The following is a 19,106-nucleotide window of genomic DNA, read 5'->3' as shown; positions in this document are numbered from 1 at the left end:
GACTTGGACAGGGCCAGGAGTGATTCCCCGCCCTGTTTTTTTATGGTAATTCGGAACCAGTGATACATGTAAAGAGTAGCGATGGAGAAGCAAAATTTTCTTATTACCCTCCGAAAAGTTAACGTTAAAAAATATCCTTTTAACACATTAAATAGGCATTATTTGATCAATATGATTTATTTTTGTACTCTATAATGTTAAAAAGGTAGATTGTTTAGGTTTTATAAAGAAAAAAGGTATTATATATCTTTTGAATCATTTAATTTAAAAAAAGTAGAGTATGAAAAGAAAGCTAACTATGTTTTTGACCCTGTTCCTTATTGGAATAGGGATTGTAACTGCCCAGACACAGGTACGTGGTACGGTTGTGGATGAGGCAGGGGAGCCGGTGATCGGTGCCACGGTCCAGATAAAAGGAACCGTGCAGGGGACGGTAACCGATATGGACGGAAATTTCGACCTGTCCGCTCCAGCCGGTGGCATATTGGTGATCTCCTATGTGGGATTTCAAACACAAGAAGTACCCGTTAGTGCAAATGTAAGGGTCGTCTTGAGTGAGGATGCCGGGATGCTTGATGAGGTCATCGTGACCGCCTTGGGTATTACAAGAGAGAAAAAGTCGCTTGGTTCGGCTGTACAAAACGTAAATGCGGATGAACTGGTGAAAGCGGCATCACCCAACGTTATCTCATCATTGAGCGGGAAAGTTGCAGGGATGCAGGTGAATCAGGCTGGTGGACAACTAGGCGCTTCGTCGCGTATCGTATTAAGAGGTAATAGTTCGTTGGGGGATAACCAGCCACTTGTTGTAATAGATGGGGTGCCGGTCTCCAATAGTACCACCCGTCAGAACAGTGTCGATTTTGGTAGTGGATTGAACGATGTGAATCCGCAGGATATAGAATCTGTTTCTGTATTGAAAGGTGGAGCTGCCGCTGCTCTTTACGGTATGCGTGCCGGGCATGGTGTAATTTTAATTACCACAAAATCGGGAGCAAGGGACAAACAGGGAATTTCAGTGGACTATGACGCCAACTTTAATGCTGATCAGGTCTATGGCATCCAGCGGATGCAAAATAAGTACGGGCAGGGTTATCTGGGTGATGAATGGTTTTATAAGGAAGCCCAGGCAGATGGTTATGCCGGAAGTTATCAGGAATTTGCAGTGGGCGGTTACGATCCCGGTTATGGATTTAAATATGTAAATGGTTTAGGGGGAGGCGTTAACGATGGTGTGGATGAAAGTTGGGGTCCCCGCCTTGATATCGGTTTGCTGATACCACAGTTCAACAGTCCTGTAGATGCAAATGGTGTTTACCAGCCTACTCCATGGGTTTCCAATCCGAATAATGTGAAAGACCTTTACCGGACAGGTTACACCATGAGTCATAATGTCTCGCTGACTTCAAACACCGAGAGGGCTACCACGCGTTTATCGTTGGGTTTTCGGGATCAAAAAGGAACATTGCCGAATACCGACCTGAAACGGTACAATGCTAATGTGAACTCGATGATGAAGATTCATGAAATGGTGGATTTTGACCTTGTGTTGAACTATGCCCGTACGGAAAGCGATAATTTGCCGGTCACCGAATATAATGCCAGCAACCCGATGCAGTCTCTTGGTCAGTGGACAGGCCGTCAGATAGACATGAAAGATCTGAAAGCACATTGGCAGGAGGATATGCCCAACGGGTATCCGTACAACTGGAACAGTAACTATCACAACAATCCTTACTGGAGTTTATATAAGAACACCAATTCTGTCCAGAAAAACAGGGTGTTCGGTAAAACCTCGTTGTTTATTAAGCCGACCGAATATTTGAGATTCGAAGGCCGTATGGGGTTAGATTATTATGATTCAGAAATGAATCCGATTACCACTTACCGTTCAAACGAAATGTTAGCCGGAGCAGGCCAGTGGGATGGAGGTTGGTTCCGCCTGATCAATGAAAAAAATACGGAGGTGAATCTGGATTTTATTGCTTACTTCAATAAATATTTTGGAGAATTGTCGGTGAATGCGTTTGTAGGTGCAAATTACAGGAATTTAGACTGGTCAAGGAATATTCTTGGAGCTAATTCACTGACAGTTCCCGACCTGTTCACGATCAGCAATGCCAAAGGTTCTCCATTCACCAATATGGATAATTCCCGGATTCGCTCCAATAGTGTATATGCCTCCCTCTCTTTAGGATATCAAAATTTCATTTTTATGGATGGTACTTTAAGAAAAGACTGGTCTTCCACTTTACGGACGCCATTTTCCTATCCCTCCATTAGTATGAGCTTTTTGCCGCTGGATGCTTTTAATCTTGATTCTGATCTCTTCACATTCCTGAAATTAAGGGCATCCTGGGCACAGGTAGGTTCAGCCACAGGCGCCTATATGATTGATCCCTATTTTACAGCAGAAACGTCAACCGTTTACGGTATTACCCAATATTACCAGGCAAGGACTTTTCCTCCCGCCACTTTGGAGCCGGAAAAAGTGGAAACTTCAGAAATAGGTTTGGAAGCCAGTATGTTTAAGGGGCGGCTTGGATTTGATATTGCTTTATACAACAAAACGACCACCAACCAGATACTTTCGGTTACCGTGTCCAAGGCAACCGGGTATGATGCGATGTTGGTAAATGCCGGTAACTTCAACAATAAAGGTGTGGAAGTGCAATTAACGGGAACTCCGGTGAGAACCACCGATTTCGAATGGAATGTGACACTTAACTGGGCGAAGGACAAAAGCAGGATCAATGAATTATATACAGATCCTAATACTGGTGAAAAGCTGGAATCTTATGAGATCGGTAACCAGTGGAGCACCTTTGTTCAGGCCCGGCCTGGAGCTCCCTGGGGAGAAATTTATGGCACCGGGATGCTTCGCAGGGAGTCAGATAATGCCATCATCGTAAATGACGCCGGTCGCCCGCGTACACAAACCAACATGAAACTGGGGAATGTTACTCCTGACTGGTTAGGTGGACTACGCAATGATTTCACCTATAAAAACTTCGGTTTTGGCTTTTTGCTCGATATGAGAAAGGGGGGTGACATTTTCAGCGTCTCCAATATGTTTGGTGCCTATTCCGGTATTCTTGAATATACTGCAAGAAATGATTTTCGTGAAAATGGATTGATTCTGGGGAAAGATTTTATGACCGACCAGAAATTTGTGAAGATTACACAACTGGACGAAGCTGATATTCAAAATTCACAATTTGCCGAAAACGATATTGTGACGGGTGCCCAGGATTTCTTTCAATCCTATTACTCCAACAGGGAGTTGTCTGTTTACGATGGATCCTACCTGAAATTGAGGGAGGCTTATCTGTCGTACCAGTTGCCGAAAAAAATATTTTCCGAAACTGGCTTCCTAAAAGGTGGTACAGTCTCTTTGGTTGGGACTAATCTGGCTATTTTGTGGTTACATAAATCCAATATGGCAGGCTTGGATCCGGAAAATACGGTAACTGCGGACAACAATGGGGTCGGATTAGAAACAACGAGTTATCCCCCTTCACGCAGTATTGGTATAAAGTTGAATTTAAAGTTCTAATGTAGTATATGATGAATATGAAACGAGCATGGGAGCCGTTCTCGCCCGGGAACATGATTATAGCGAGTTCCATACACATTAATGTAAACAAATAAAATAATCGTATGAAAAAATATATAACAAAATTTGGCCTGTTATTTCTTACAATACTTTTTCTGGCCGGATGTACCGACAGCTTTGAAGAAATCAATACAGACCCGGATAGGGCAAAAGATGCACCGGCAACCAATGTATTGGCCTTCGTGCTTACCAACTGGCCCGATAACCTGAATGATGTCTGGGCGGATATGAACGAGCCGTCGACCTATGGGGGACATTTAGCCAAGATCCAGTATATCGATGAAGCAAGATATCTCTTCAGGCCGGGAATCGTTGAAGCTAAATGGTACGATGTATATCTGACGCTGAACAATGTAAATGAAATCATGGCAAAAGCAGAAACGGATGATAATCAGAATCTGCTTGCAGTTGCCAAGATATTAAGGGTTTTTATCTTCCAGACGGCAACCGACACATGGAGAGATATACCATATACCGATGCCTTGAAGATGAAAGAGGGTACGCTGTTGCCTAAATATGACAAACAAGAGGATATTTATCCTGCCCTGTTAAGTGAATTGAAGGAAGCGGCAGATATTTTTGCCGATAATAGCCGCGGATCATTGGGTGAGGGAGATATTCTTTTCGAAGGCGATACGGAAAAGTGGCAAAAGTTCGCAAATTCTCTCCGGTTAAGATTGGCGATGAGGATTTCTTCCGTAGATCAAAACCTGGCAAGTTCCACTGTGTCAGAGATATTAGGAGATCCTGGCAGATATCCTGTGATGGAGGGTAACAGTGACAATGCTTTCTTCTGGTGGCCGGGGAGCGATCCTTATGAGGAACCCTGGTATACCGATTACAAAGGCCGCGACGACCATGCGGTAAGTGATGTGTTGGTCAACGTGTTGATTGAACTGGACGACCCAAGGCTTCCCGTATACGCTGTTCCGGCAGAATCTGATGGCGCATACCGGGGATTCACCATTGGAGCTGCCGCCCAGCCTAATTTGACGACTGTCTCGAGAATCGGGGCACGTTTCAGGCTTGATCCGGCAGGTTTTACTCCCTATATGAGGTACGCTGAAGTAATGTTCCATGTGGCAGAAGCAGCTTTAAAAGGTTTCAATACCGGGGGGATCACTGCGGAAGCTGCTTATAATGAGGCTGTAGAAGCGTCATTGGCCGAGAACGGGGTTGCCGCCTCCGATATTGCAACATATCTCGCAGGAAACGGGAGGTTTGACGGTACTTTAGAACAGGTCTATTTGCAGGAGTGGATTGCTTTGTTCAAACAAGGCATGGAGGCATGGTCTCTTTACAGGCGTACGGGAATTCCCGAAACGCATTATGTGGCTCCTGCATCCGTCTATCCGGGACACAACAGCCCTCCGTTTCGTTATCCTTATCCTCAAAATGAACTTACGCTCAATGGTGCAAATTCAAAACCATTTGATGATGAGGTGGTTGATGCTTTCTGGGGTAAGAAAATGTGGTGGGATACCCGTAGCGGGGTAAATTAAATCCTTTCAATGAGTTTATCATAAACTCTACCTAAAACTAAGCACTATTGAAAGGATAACGGACAGGGCTGGGAGTGATTCCCCGCCCTGTCTTTTTAGTGTGCCGGCACCGCTGGCCCATAGGTGCCGCCTGTTTCCTACCCATGACATAAAAGGATACCTTTGCAACTCTCCCGGAATTCCTATCTAAAAGCATGCCAGTTGAGTATTTTTAGCGATGTTTTCATTTTGTTTATAATGTGATAAAATGTTAAATAATTGCTTTTCTTTGTTTAATAGTTGCAAATAATGATGATATATTATATTTTTGCCTGAAATTATATCAAAAATAAATAAAATATGGTTTTTAAGTCAAGTGGATGTACCGCCTCCTATTTATTAATAAAAGTTAACGGAGGGGGGTATTCCATCTTATTTCTTCGACAACCTTACTCCCGTCTTAAAAATCCATCCTCCCTATTTATCTTTTTTTCCCATCTTATTTACTTATCCTCTTTCAGCAGAGGCTTATCCTTTTTGCCGTTCCCGTTCTTATTATGGAACGGCCCAACCACGTTTTCCCTATTTAAGAATATTTGGCGTACGAACGCTCTCTGTTACGGTGGGGAGAGGATCTGGTGTGCAATTTCCAGAACCTTTTGCTGTCGACCGAAAAAAGCCACATACTTCAATCGGATCCGGTATCATCAAACTAATATACGGTATATCGGATTGCTATGGTTTCATCAGATCTGTAAATAATATAATAAATGAGTGTAGCACAGTGAATTATTAATCTAAAAAAAGTAGAGTATGAAAAGAAAATTAGTGTTGTTTTTAGCCCTGTTTTTTGTGGGAGTAGGTTTTATTACTGCTCAGACACAAGTACGTGGTATTGTGGTGGATGAAACGGGTGAACCGGTAATCGGAGCTACGATCCAGATTAAAGGAACTTCTCAGGGCACAGTGACTGATGCGGACGGAAATTTCAACCTGTCTGCCTCTGTCGGCGGTACATTAGTGGTCTCCTATGTGGGGATGCAAACACAGGAAGTGCCGGTAAGCGCTAATCCGAGGATTGTATTGCTTTCTGATACAGAACTATTGGAGGAAATAATTGTGGTGGGTTATGGTACACAGTTGAAAAGAGATGTTACCAGTTCTATCTCAAAAGTAAGCGGCAGTACAATCTCAGATAAGGCAACCCCGAGTTTTGTGCAGCAATTGGCAGGTCGGGCTGCAGGTGTGCAAGTTACCCAAAGTTCAGGGGATCTGGGTACGCCTCCTAATATTGTAATCAGAGGGGTTAACACGATTTCTTCGGGATCACAACCTCTGGTGGTCATAAACGGTGTTCCTTCCACTTCGGGAAATATCGGCGGCTCATATACGAACAATAACCCTCTTGCAGACATCAACCCTGCCGATATTGAGTCTATTGAAATCCTGAAGGATGGGGCGGCTACGGCTATTTATGGGTCGCGCGCATCAAATGGGGTTATTTTGGTAACCACGAAGAAAGGATCGGCGCAAAAGGCCAAAGTTTCCTACGATGCCTGGCTTGCCGCATCATCTGCGTCGAAACTGTACGATCTTTTGAATGCCCGGCAATTTGTGGAGATCGCGAATGAGAAGTACAAAAATATAGGCTCTTCCAACCAACCGGCGGTTATGGATGCCGAAAACACCGATACAAAATGGAGCGACCATGTTTTCCGTACCGGATTCCAGCATAGTCACAACATTTCTGTGTCGGGAGGGACGGATGAAACGCTGTATTATATATCGGCGGGTTACAGTGATCAAAAAGGTATTGTGGTAAATAACAGTTTTAACCGGTATACTTTTAATGCAAGTGTTGATCAGAAATTGTTTAAATGGCTGAAGACGGGCTTTTCTCTAAACGGTTCCTATCAAAATAATACCGGCCCGATCAAAGGAACCAACAGTCTTTCCGATAATATGTATGCAAGTACGCGTATGCTTCCAAACGTGAAAGTATATGATGACACACACCCGACCGGATTCAATATTGATGTTTTGAGCCCGAAGAGTTTAGGAAGAGGAGCCAATACAATACCTATTGAGTTAACTGTGCCCAACATTATGTGGGTGTTGAAGACAAATGTCCAAAAAAATGAATCTTACAGGTTAATGCCGAACGTTTTCTTTGAACTGAATCCTGTAAAAGGTTTGACGTTGCGTACATTAATGGGGGCTGATATTTCATTGTTGAATAATCTCTATGCATGGTATCCTGAGAGTGGTGACGGAAGTGGATATAATGGGCTGATCAGTGACTCGAACTATACGCGTAAGAGATGGACTTTGCAGAATATTGCAGCTTATAGGGAAACCTTTGGTGATGTGCATAATCTAGACCTCACGGCAGTTACCGAGTGGTCTAAATACCAATATCGCTATGTAAATGCCGGTGCACGGGATATGTCGAGTTCATTCTTCCTGCCCTATATTATCTCTAATACATATAACACGCAATCATCAGGAGGGGATTTCTCGCACAACGGGATTGCTTCCTATCTGTTCAGGGCGAATTACAACTATGCCAGCACCTATTATATTGGTGGTTCTGTAAGAAGGGATGGTCTGAGCAAATTACCTGCTGACAACCGATGGGGTACATTCTACGGTGCGTCTTTCGCTGTCCGTTTGTCTGAGCTTGGTTTCTGGGAAGGAATAAAGGAGACGGTGCATGATTTCCGGTTAAGGGGAAGTTTGGCACAGGTAGGTAATGATGCAATCGGTGATTTCACCTATCTTGATACTTTTACTTCGCAATTGTACGGTTCACAAACAGGTATCTCCTACTATCAGACCGGAAACCCGAATCTTGAATGGGAAAAACAAAGTATTACCGACTTTGGATTTGATATGGGGTTATTCCACAGGATAAACCTGTCGTTTGCGTATTGGCGTAAAGTAAATACCGATATTGTACTTAATGCCCCGACTCCTCCCTCTTTAGGTATCCCCTGGAACGTTATCAGCCAGAATGTGGGATCTGTGGAGAATAAAGGGATGGAATTCGAGGTCAGCGGAAATGTTGTCAAAACACAAAACTTTAGCTATGATGCTTCGTTCAATTTTTCTACCCAATACAATAAGGTGACGAAACTGCTCGATGATATGATATATGAGCATTATATTATTCGGGAAGGAGAATCCATGCGCTCATTGTATGGGTATGTATATGAGGGTGTCAACCTTGCAAATGGGTTCCCGTTATATAGGAAAGCAGATGGGAAGATAATACAGGGTAACCCGAATGACAGCAAATATTACGAGTATAATGAGAGTAATCCGGGAACATTGGGTGCCGCTTCAAGCTTAACCGCCGCCGATAAGGTGGTATTGGGTAATACTATACCGAAGTGGTTCGGGGGATTCGACAATAATTTCAAGTATAAAGATTTCGACTTGAATATATTCTTCAGATTCTCCGGTGGGAACAAGGTGGCAAATGTTACCAGAAGAGATTTGATGAACATGTATTTCCAGAATAACGGTACTGAAATTCTGGATCGCTGGCAAAATGCTTCCAATCCGGGTAACGGAAATGTGCCAATTATTATGCACGGGAAGGGAAGTTTCCTTAATCTTGAATCAGACGGTTCTTCCCGCTGGATGGAAAATGGTGATTTTTTGAAGTTACAAAACGTATCATTCGGATATTCTTTTCCGCAGGATGTTGTCAAAAGGCTTACGCTCAGCCAACTCAGGGTTTATGTGCAAGGGCAGAACCTGGCTACTTTCACAAAGTATAGCGGACTTGACCCGGAAGTGTATACCAGTGCAATGGGTGTCGACTGGAATGGGAATCCGCAACAACGAAGCATAACTTTTGGAGTGAATGTTGTTTTTTAAATTAATAAAGCTATAGGATATGAAAAAAATAGATATTAAATATGCAGGATTAGGAATTATTTTCGCATTGTTTTTCCTGATTTCCTGTAACGAAGAGACCCTCGAGTTAATGCCCCGCAACTCTGTAGGATATAGTGTTGCATTCAGTACTCCTTCAATGTGTGAACTCTCGATGGTGGGTTGTTATGATGCCGCTCAAAGCGGTTATTACCCCGGAAATAATCAAAGGCGCGGTTATCCTTTCGGCGCTGCTTCTATTGAGCAAGGTGATATGAGGGGTGAGGATATGTTGAATGTGCAGGCTTTCTTTGCCGTAACGTATGGCAGCACTTACAATACGTCAGCGCCGAACGGACAAGCCATGTGGGAGTGTACTTACCAGATGATCAACAAAATCAATATCTGTATCGAGGGTTTCAAGCTTGCTGTCTCAGACGGAGTAATTGATGACGCGAAAGCCAAAGATTATGAAGGTGAAGCCCGCTTCTTAAGGGCATTGGGATATCATGAACTTTTGATTCATTTTGCCCGTCCCTATGCAGATACGCCAGACGCCTCTCATTTGGGTGTCCCGTTAAGTACCGCCCCTATCAATTCTATCGACAAAGTGGAAGAAGCGAAGAGTGCAGGTAGAGCTACGGTGAAACAGGTGTATGACCAGATTATTGAAGATTTGAATTTTGCCGAAGCCAATTTGCCCGCAACGAGAGCAGGTGGATTGAAAATTTCAAGGGCTACCAAAGGGGCTGCTATTGCGCTGAAAGTAAGAATTTACCAGCATATGGGTAATATGCCCCAGCTTATCGCTGAGTCGCAGAAAATAGTAAATACCTCTTTTGAAAGTCCAATAGGAGGATACAAACTCACAGCAGAACCAAACGGCCCGTTTTTAAATAATGCCGGAAACTCTGAATCCATATTCTCAATTGAAAATAATGAATTGGACAATGCAACGAATAACGGCTCGCTTTCCCAGTTTTACAGTCATGTAAGATCACTGGTTTGTATCAGTCCTATTATGTATAATGCAGATTTCTGGTTGGCGAATGATAAAAGACGCACCCAGCTTGTAGCCTATAGTGAGGCATATTCTAAAAACCATCTATATTGGGTTGATAAGTATAAAACGTATGAAAAAATGGCAGACTGGACACCCATTATTCGTTATGCCGAAGTAATCCTGAATTATGCCGAGGCAGAAGCCAGGCAAAATGGAGTGACCCAGTTGGCTGTTAATTTATTGAACCAGATAAGGAACAGGGCTGTGGTAGATGAAGCCGACCGATTCACTTTGGCGTCTTTTCCCAATGCGCAAAGTTTGATCGAGGCCATTTTGAAAGAGAGAAGAATTGAATTTCTCGGGGAAGGACGTCGCTGGGCGGATATTCATAGGCTTGCAAAGGATCCTGTCTATTTTGTAGAAGGTAATCCCGGAGTATCGGGAGTTCCGGCAAAAGTGGCTCCTGCAAACGTAACACCCACATCCTGGAATGCGGCAAGCGGTATTCTGGATCCTGATATGTTTAAGATCGGGGCATATGATTATTCCGATAGACGATTTTTGTTCCCAATACCGGATTCGGAAACATCCACCAATCCGAAACTGAAAGAACAGCAAAACCCGGGATGGTAAGTGAATTTCCTCAGGAAATTCTTCATTGTATTGAACAATAAAAACCTTTCAATGCATCTGTAAACTCTACGAAAATTAAACACTATTGAAAGGATAGCGGACAGGGCCGGGAGCGATCCATGCCCTGTTTTTTTGTTGTTCGCCCGAGAATGATATAAGTTTTAACAACAGTTTATAGCGTTCGTTCTTAAGTATTAAAGGAATATTATTTTTCTTTGCTGTCAACCGGTGTATTGTCATCTGTAATAAGCAGTAAATCCTTTATTCGTTGCGTTACAACTTCATATTGTCTTACCATAAAGAAAAAGTCAGCTTAAAGATAACAAAACAAATAGGAGTGTCTGCCGGTCACACCGCTATCAGTTTGTGTCCTAACTGATGTAGTGCATCTTTTATCTGTTGAAAGCGTTCGGGAGACGGAGTCTTCACTCCGCATGCATAGTGCCTCATAAGTGTGGGACTGATACCGGATAAAACGGCCAACTCGCTGATGTTTATTGCGGGAAATCGGGCAAGCAGTATTTGTGCTTCCGTGCGGTTGTCGTGTATCTTGTCTTTGTCGAAAGTGAAAAACCCGGAATAACTCAGGTCTTCGTCCAGTTTTTTCCAATGTAACCCCCATATCCGCATTTCATAATCGTTTCTTTCTGCTTCCGTTGCATTCTGCAAGCGGGGAAACCATCTCAAAGGCATCCCTTTTTCATTGCCGTTTTTGGTGCGAAGGTAGATATGATCTCCTGTAAACCAAACTTTATCCACATCATTAATTGTTAGTTCCATAATCCCGAGTCATTTGTTGAAATATTTCACCCATTCATCGATAATTTCATCTTGATATGCCTCCGCCAGGGTTTGGGCTGTTTTCAGTTCAGATACTTTCATATTTACTGACCGTTTCAATTCTACTTTTCCATCATTCGTAAACTCAAATCTTGCTTCCCCCATCTCCTTTTCTCACGTGAATATGAATAGGTAGATGTTCATCAGAGAAGAAATAGAAAATAAACCCCTGTTTTCTTAAAACCTCCGGCATTTTGCTTGTCTGTTTATTTATCGGCACAAATATAGGTATCTAAAATGATACCTGCAAAACTTGATATTGTTTTCTTCCATTTTTTTGCTCATAAAGGAATTGTGTGCGTTTTTCTCAAAAGGGCCGGGAGTAATTAATCCCCGTCCTGTCTTTTTTTGCAGTGCAGTGTTGATATATCTGATCCGTTGGGCTTGTCGCAAGAAAATCTGATAGAAGAGATAGTTCAACCTTGTTAAGGTACACCGAACAAAATATTTTTGTACTTTTGTATGTGCTTAAGATTTAAGATATAATTCCAAATGTCTTGTGTCTTGATTCTTGGCTCTTGTATCTAAATAATCAAATATATGAAACGGATTCTATATCCTATTATCGTTTTAGCTGTTATGATCACCACAAGCTGCACACAACAGAAAACAGGGCAGCCGCAGGAACGGCTCGACCTCTCTAATCTCGACACCACGGCCTCACCCGGGATAAGTTTCTACCAATATGCTACCGGAGGATGGCAAAAGGCCAACCCTATCCCCGATGAATACGCCCGATACGGTTCTTTCGACCAATTGCGCGAAAATAACCAGGTGCAGATACAGTCCCTGATAGAGGAACTCGGAAAGCAGGAGAATCCCTGGGGTTCTAATGCGCAGAAGGTGGGCGACCTCTATAAGATGGGTATCGACAGCGTGAGACTGAATGCCGATGGTGCTGAACCTATCCGTGCACAATTGGAAGAAATTGCGACGGTGTCCGACAAGAAAGATATCATACGGCTGACGGCTAAGGTAAGTCGTTATGCTTCTAACCCGTTCTTCGGATTTTATGTAGGCCCCGATGACATGAACAGTTCCATGAATATCGCTCACCTTTATCAGTCGGGTATAAGCATGGGCGACAGGGATTATTATCTGTTGCAGGATGAGCATACCAAAATGGTACGCGGAGAATACGAAAAACTGATAAAAACGCAATTCCGGAATGCAGGTTATAGCGATGCCGATGCAGAAAAAGCAGCAGTGAACGTATTGAATATTGAGACGAAGTTGGCGGAAGCGCACTTCACCAGAGAGATGCGCCGCCAACCGGAACTTAACTATCATAAGTTATCGGTGGCGGATCTCAACAGGCAGGTCGCCCCGTTCGAATGGACATACTATTTTGAGGAGATGAGCGCTGCCGATATTGACAGCCTGAATGTTTCACAGATAGAGCCGGTGAAAACCGCTATCGCCATTATCGACAAAGAGCCGGTAGAAGTGCTGCGCGACTATCTGAGCTGGAAAGTAATCAATTCTGCCGCCGGCTATCTCAGTGATGATTTTGTCAACGCCAACTTCGAATTTTATGGCAAGGCATTGAGCGGCAGTAAGGAACTTCGTCCTCGCTGGCGGAGAAGTATCGATGCCGTGAACGGAGCGATGGGCGAGGCAGTCGGGCAGCTCTATGTGCAAAAATATTTTCCGCCGGAAGCCAAGGAGCGGATGCTCGGGCTGGTGAATAACCTGAAGACAGCTTTGGGTGAACGGATCACTAATCTGGAATGGATGAGCGATGCCACGAAAGCAAAAGCACAGGAGAAATTGGGTACGTTTATCGTGAAGATAGGATATCCTGATAAGTGGAAAGACTATTCTTCTCTCGAGATAAAGGTTGATTCCTACTGGCAGAATATGGTGCGTGCTTCTGAGTTTGCCTATGCCGAGATGATCGATGACCTGGGCAAACCGGTCGATAAAACCAAATGGTATATGTCGCCCCAGACGGTCAATGCCTATTACAATCCATCATCCAACGAAATTTGTTTCCCTGCCGGGATACTTCAGCCTCCTTTCTTCTATATGGATGGTGATGATGCAATCAATTATGGCGGCATCGGCGTAGTGATCGGCCATGAGATGACACACGGCTTCGACGACCAGGGACGTAAATTCGATAAAGCGGGAAATCTGGCTGAATGGTGGACTACCGAAGATGCGAAACGGTTTGAAGAGAGAGCCAAAGTGCTGGTCGATTATTTTGACAATATTGTGGTGCTTGATACCGTGCATGCCAACGGCAGCTTTACCCTCGGAGAAAATATTGCCGATCATGGCGGGTTGCAGGTCTCTTATCATGCATTCCTGAAAACGCAGCAGGCAAAAGCAGGAGAATTTCTCGATGGTTTTACTCCGGCGCAGCGTTTCTTCCTGAGCTATGCCGCTCTTTGGGCGGGCAACGTACGTGATGCTGAAATCCTTCGCCTCACGAAGGTCGATCCGCATTCGCTCGGCAGATGGCGTGTGGATGGGGCGCTGCCTCATATCGCTGCATGGTATGAAGCATTTAATATCCAGCCATCCGATCCGATGTATCTGCCGGTTGAGAAACGCGCATCTATTTGGTAATTGATTGTAGTAAATTACAAATTACAAATTACAAATTACCAATTATTAAATCGTGAAATTTTGAAATCATCAAATCAAAATATATGTTTTCAGGAATTGTAGAAGAAGCGGCAACGGTAGTAGCACTTAAAAAGGATAAAGGGAATCTGCATATAACCCTGAGGTGTTCCTTTACCGATGAACTCAAAGTCGATCAAAGTGTGTCACACAATGGTGTGTGCCTTACTGTGGTATCCATCGACGGTGACACCTATACTGTAACAGCTATCCGGGAGACCCTCGACCGGTCGAACCTCGGCCTGTTAGAGGTCGGCAGTAAGGTGAACCTTGAGCGCAGTATGTTGATGAATGGTCGTCTCGACGGGCATATCGTGCAGGGGCATGTGGATCAGACCGCCGTGTGTACTGATGTTACGGAAGCTGACGGTAGCTGGTACTTTACATTTGAATATGCGTTCGACCGTGAGATGGCAAAAAAAGGATATCTGACAGTTGACAAAGGTTCTGTTACCGTGAATGGTGTCAGCCTGACAGTAGTGGAACCTACCGACAATAGTTTTAAGGTAGCTATTATTCCTTACACCTATGAATATACCAATTTCCATCAGATCCAAAAAGGGACGGTAGTAAATATCGAATTTGATATTATTGGCAAGTATATCAGCCGGATAGCTACATTGAATGCTTTATAGAAAACCGAAGATATGGATTTTTTAGAATTTGTTTCCACCCGCCAGAGTGATCGCGCCTTTGACCCGGCACGCCCGGTGGAGAAAGAGAAAATTGAACGTATCGTAGAAGCGGCGCGATTGGCTCCTTCGGCGTGTAACGCACAGCCCTGGCACATGATTGTGGTGGATGATCCGGAACTGAGAAACAGGGTTGCCGACGCCACCTCTGCCCGTGCCCTGGGGATGAACCATTTTACCAAACAGGCGCCGGTACATATCGTGCTGGTAGAAGAGAAAGTGAACCTTACTTCCGGTATGGGTGGATGGGTGAAGCAGAAGGATTATGCCCAGATGGATCTCGGGGTAATTGCCGCACATATTGCGTTGGCGGCTCACGCCGAAGGTTTGGGCTCTTGTATCCTTGGCTGGTTCAACGAATCCAAGATGCGGGATATTTTGTCCATTCCCGACTCAAAGAGGGTATGGCTCGATATTGCCATAGGGTACAGTGTGCAACCGTTAAGGCCTAAAAAACGGAAACCATTGGAGGAGGTGGTCTCCTATAACGGCTATAGGAATAGTATAAAAAAATAGGAATGAAAAATATAGCTTGTCGCCGTTGAATATATTTAAATCGTTTATAAACATTAAACTTTAATCTTTTTAACACGATGTTTGTCCCGATTTTTGGTGACATCGCAAAAATATGTCATCTTTGTACACGCTAAAAAAAATATGAAACAAGGCGGCTATGAGCTGGTTATATATCCCAAACAGATGAATATTAGGAAAAAACGTTTCTCTTTATTGATCGCTTTTCTCTCGATTACCACAGTTATTCTCGCACAACAGGTAGGGTCTAATTCGCCCTATAGCAGGTATGGATACGGACTTTTAATGAATCCGGTATCGGGTGCGTCGGAAGCTATGGGAGGAATCAGCTATGGAGTGCGAAGGAGCCAAGAGGTGAATTGGACCAATCCTGCATCCTATTCGAAACTGGATACACTTACCTTTATCTTCGATTTCGGTATTTCCGGACATCTTGCCCGGATGAAAGATGGCGTGAGCGACCCGAGAGATTTCTATAACGGCAATCTTGATTATGTGGCCATGCAGTTTCCTTTGTTCAAAAAAGTAGGTGCCAGTATCGGCTTGCTTCCCTATTCCAAGATGGGATATAATTTCGAAGCGGTTCGCTCCCTGTCAAATATCCAGTATCGGGAGACATACAGGGGTACCGGTGGTTTGAACCAGATATATGGCGGGATCGCGTGGGAGCCTGTTAAAAATATTTCCATAGGAGCCAATCTTTCTTACCTGTTCGGCAATTTTTCACGCAGCAGTGTGGTTGCTCCCGCATCAGGGTTGATAGGGGAGACTAAATATGGTTATTCTTTCCGTGAATTGAAGTACGATTTAGGGTTACAGTTTACTTATCCTATTGATAAGGTCCGTTCGGTAACCTTTGGTGCGGTTTATTCACCACAATTGAATGCCAGGGCAGACGTGAATCCTACCGAGATGTTATATGCCAGCGACCCGTATAACACTCCCGGATTGGCACCCTCACAGATATTGAAGACCGATACGTTGAGAAATGCTTCCTTCCAGCTGCCTCATACGTTTGGTGCAGGTATCACTTATAGTACCAACCGGTTTCTGGTTGGACTCGATGGGACTTACCAGATGTGGAAGAATCTGGAATATCCCGACTTGCTGGATAACCTTTCATCGGAAAACCGATTTAATAACGCTTTTCGCATTAATGCCGGTATGGAGTATATCATCGATCCGATGAGTCAGAACTTTTTTCACCGGATACGTTTCAGGGGTGGACTTTCCTATTCGAACTCTTACAGCAATTTCAGCGTGAATGATCCAAATGATCCGGTGAACGGTGTCGGAAAGTATATCGGCACCTTCAACGAATACGGAATTAATGTGGGATTAGGATTGCCGTTCAGGGATTATATGTCGGGACATGTCTCGATGCTTAATATCGGGTTTGGCTATACAAGGCAGCAACCCAACACTGACTATATGATCAGCCAGGATATGTTCAAAATATCTGTCAATATGAATATAAATGAGTTCTGGTTCTTTAAACGACAGTTTAACTAGTGTTTTGTATAGAAAGAAATAAAGTCAAAAAAGAAACCAATTCGGGGCAGATGTTTAAACTTTTTCTTTAACACTCTGTCCAATCCACAAAACAGACATTTAGTAGAGCAAGTAAGTAGAAAAACAATTTTATAAATATCAAGGAGTATGAGAAAGTTATTATTATCGGGTCTGGTAGCTATTGTGGTAGTGGCTGCCGCCTCAGCGCAAAAACCGGGGTACGATCCGGTGAAGGCGCCTTACGGCCATGGAGAGGATAGTGTAAACTGTCGTCTGAATTTAAGTCTTATGCAGACATCTGCCAAGGCAGAAGATTATAAAGGTGCATTGCAACCATGGGTTTATACCTATGAGAATTGTCCTGCCTCAAGCAAGAATATTTATATCTATGGGCCACGTATTTTTAAAGCGTTGCACGCTGCCGAAGCCGATGCAGCCAAAAAGAAGGAGTATATTGACAAAGTGATGGAGATATATGATACACGTCTCAAATACTACGGTCAGGATGATGCCAAAGGGACAATCCTTGCTTATAAAGCTTATGATTATATGGAGTTGATGGGGGAAAAAGCTGACCAGGCGGTTATTTACAATATGCTGAATGAAGCTGTTGAAGATATGAAAGATCAGTTGAGCCCGCTTGATGCATATTCCTATTTTATGGTTGCCTCTTTGAACGAATATCTGACTGATAACTCTAAAAAAGACAGGTATATCTCTGATTATTTTAGACTGGTAGGCTATGTAGATCAGGCTATTGCCAATGCCCGCACTGCGAACGACGAAGCCAGCGCTGATTATCTGGTACAGGTGAAAGAGGGTATTGTAAAAGGATTTGTCAATAGTGGAGCCGGTGATTGCAAGACGCTTACTGAGTACTATGCCGATCAGGTAGAGCCTAATAAGGGTGATAAAGCATTCCTGAATGAAGTGTTGGATGCACTTGCTTCGGTAGGTTGTTCAGATACCGATCTCTATTTTACCGCTTCTGAGTATCTCTACCGTCTTGAACCATCGGCGAGTGCCGCACTCGGATTGGCCAACAAGAGCCTGCGCGATAAGGATTATGAAACAGCTGTGAAGTATTATAGTGATGCTGCAAAAATGGAGACCGATAAAAATAAAGCATCCGATTATATGATGCAGCTTGCAGGTATCTTCTCTAACCAGCGCAATTTTGCAAGGGCAAGACAAGCCGCTTATGATGCGTTGGAGTATAACCCGAACAACGGAGAAGCATATATCCTGATTGCCCAGCTCTATGCCAGCTCGGCAGCCAATATCTTCCCTGAACCGGAAAAAGCGGGATTGGTATACCTCGCGGCAGTAGATAAACTGCAAAAAGCAAGATCGGTTGACCCCAGTGTGGCAAGTAAGGCTAATAACCTTATCAACCGTTACTCTGCCGCCTTTATGGATACCGAAACCGCCTTCATGATGGGAATCAAAGCCGGTGAGACGATCACTATTCCCGGTTGGATCGGGGAAACGACCACCGTTCGTTTGAGATAATCGGCAGGAATTATTAATTGGACAGATGTTGCGAAATTATCGTTACATAAAATATATATGGCGCATAACAATCACTGTTTCAGTGGTTGTTATGTCGCTTTTTTCATGTAAGGATAAGAACGATAATCTGATACCTTTTACATACGACCCGGACTCGGTGCCGACTATGGTCACGATTGCTGCTTCGCAGCTTATTTCAGACTCCGGCATTACCCGTTATAGGATAGTGGCCGATCTGTGGATGGTTTTCGAACAGGCGAAGGAACCCTATTGGTATTTTCCGGAAGGGATTTATTTCGAACAATTCACGCCCGATTTTGAGATTGAGGCTACCATTGAAGCTGATACTGCGTGGTATTATAATGTGAAAGACCTGTGGAGGTTGAAAAAGAATGTCCATGTGGAAAACAGGAAAGGAGAGCAGTTCGACAGTGAAGAACTCTTCTGGGACGGGAAGAATGGAAAAGTGTTTTCAGAGGCTTATATTGAGATCAAGAGCGGTCATACAGAGCTCAAAGGGTATGGTTTTGAGTCGAACCAGACGATGACCGATTACCGTATTTTCCGGCCGCATGATGGAAAGCTTCCTTTTTCAGAAGCTGCGCCTGCCGACTCTTTACAACCGGACTCCGGAGAAGTAAATGAAGCGGAAAACCTGATGCCTGTGAATGATAATTGACAATTGATAGTTGACAATTGATAGTTGACAATTGGTAATTGGTAATTGGTAATTGGTAATTGGTAATTGGTAATTGGTAATTGGTAATTGG

At 43.7% G+C, this 19,106-nt stretch carries 13 protein-coding genes; 10 read left to right on the top strand and 3 right to left on the bottom strand.

Translation table 11 applies throughout. The features are described 5' to 3' along the window. The first annotated feature begins 280 nt into the window (after positions 1–280). The 4 genes from U2P89_RS01705 to U2P89_RS01690 all read left to right on the top strand — a co-directional run bounded on the left by U2P89_RS01705 (position 281) and on the right by U2P89_RS01690 (position 10,615). Entirely contained in the window at positions 281–3,556 is a 3,276-nt protein-coding gene (locus U2P89_RS01705; RefSeq protein WP_322190432.1) for a SusC/RagA family TonB-linked outer membrane protein, read from the top strand. A 104-nt stretch (positions 3,557–3,660) separates the two neighbouring features. Next, positions 3,661–5,118, top strand: coding sequence for a SusD/RagB family nutrient-binding outer membrane lipoprotein (locus U2P89_RS01700; protein ID WP_322190431.1), 1,458 nt, complete (start codon positions 3,661–3,663; stop codon positions 5,116–5,118). 792 nt (positions 5,119–5,910) lie between these two features. Further along, positions 5,911–8,982, top strand: a complete 3,072-nt coding sequence (locus tag U2P89_RS01695) for a SusC/RagA family TonB-linked outer membrane protein (protein WP_091907657.1) — start codon at positions 5,911–5,913, stop codon at positions 8,980–8,982. A gap of 19 nt (positions 8,983–9,001) precedes the next feature. After that, on the top strand, positions 9,002–10,615 hold the full coding sequence (locus U2P89_RS01690; RefSeq protein WP_322190430.1) for a RagB/SusD family nutrient uptake outer membrane protein: 1,614 nt from the start codon (positions 9,002–9,004) through the stop codon (positions 10,613–10,615). 348 nt (positions 10,616–10,963) lie between these two features. Here U2P89_RS01690 and U2P89_RS01685 read toward each other — a convergent pair whose 3' ends face one another. Genes U2P89_RS01685 through U2P89_RS15215 form a run of 3 tightly spaced genes read right to left on the bottom strand, consistent with a single transcriptional unit; the run spans position 10,964 to position 11,648 of the window. Further along, entirely contained in the window at positions 10,964–11,395 is a 432-nt protein-coding gene (locus U2P89_RS01685; RefSeq protein WP_322190429.1) for a DUF2442 domain-containing protein, read from the bottom strand. Between the two features lie 9 nt (positions 11,396–11,404). Next, positions 11,405–11,560 (bottom strand): DUF4160 domain-containing protein, encoded by a 156-nt coding sequence (locus U2P89_RS01680; protein WP_322190428.1) that lies wholly within the window; start codon positions 11,558–11,560, stop codon positions 11,405–11,407. Then, positions 11,541–11,648 (bottom strand): DUF4160 domain-containing protein, encoded by a 108-nt coding sequence (locus U2P89_RS15215; RefSeq protein WP_416188603.1) that lies wholly within the window; start codon positions 11,646–11,648, stop codon positions 11,541–11,543. Before U2P89_RS15215 ends, U2P89_RS01680 begins: the two co-directional genes overlap by 20 nt. A 347-nt stretch (positions 11,649–11,995) precedes the next feature. Here U2P89_RS15215 and U2P89_RS01675 point away from each other — a divergent pair, with 347 nt between their 5' ends. The 6 genes from U2P89_RS01675 (at position 11,996) to lptC (ending at position 19,015) form a co-directional block, all read left to right on the top strand. Further along, positions 11,996–14,029 carry a M13 family metallopeptidase gene (locus U2P89_RS01675; RefSeq protein ID WP_322190427.1) on the top strand — a complete coding sequence of 678 codons (2,034 nt, stop codon included), beginning with the start codon at positions 11,996–11,998 and terminating at the stop codon, positions 14,027–14,029. Between the two features lie 83 nt (positions 14,030–14,112). Beyond that, the gene (locus U2P89_RS01670) at positions 14,113–14,721 is read left to right on the top strand and encodes a riboflavin synthase (RefSeq protein WP_313379974.1); all 609 of its coding nucleotides are present in this window, start codon (positions 14,113–14,115) and stop codon (positions 14,719–14,721) included. A 12-nt stretch (positions 14,722–14,733) separates the two neighbouring features. Further along, positions 14,734–15,294: a nitroreductase family protein gene (locus U2P89_RS01665; RefSeq protein ID WP_091907667.1), complete on the top strand. Its 561-nt coding sequence runs from the start codon at positions 14,734–14,736 to the stop codon at positions 15,292–15,294. Positions 15,295–15,477: 183 nt separating this feature from the next. After that, positions 15,478–16,824, top strand: coding sequence for a hypothetical protein (locus tag U2P89_RS01660; RefSeq protein ID WP_322190426.1), 1,347 nt, complete (start codon positions 15,478–15,480; stop codon positions 16,822–16,824). 147 nt (positions 16,825–16,971) lie between these two features. Next, entirely contained in the window at positions 16,972–18,336 is a 1,365-nt protein-coding gene (locus U2P89_RS01655; protein WP_322190425.1) for a hypothetical protein, read from the top strand. 25 nt (positions 18,337–18,361) lie between these two features. After that, entirely contained in the window at positions 18,362–19,015 is a 654-nt protein-coding gene (gene lptC, locus U2P89_RS01650; RefSeq protein ID WP_322190424.1) for an LPS export ABC transporter periplasmic protein LptC, read from the top strand. Positions 19,016–19,106: the final 91 nt, after the last annotated feature.

It is taken from the genome of Proteiniphilum sp. (assembly GCF_034331125.1).
Classification (GTDB): Bacteria; Bacteroidota; Bacteroidia; order Bacteroidales; family Dysgonomonadaceae; genus Proteiniphilum; species Proteiniphilum saccharofermentans.
The sequence above is the reverse complement of the archived record's forward strand: the minus strand, read 5'-3'. Positions and strand labels throughout refer to the sequence as shown.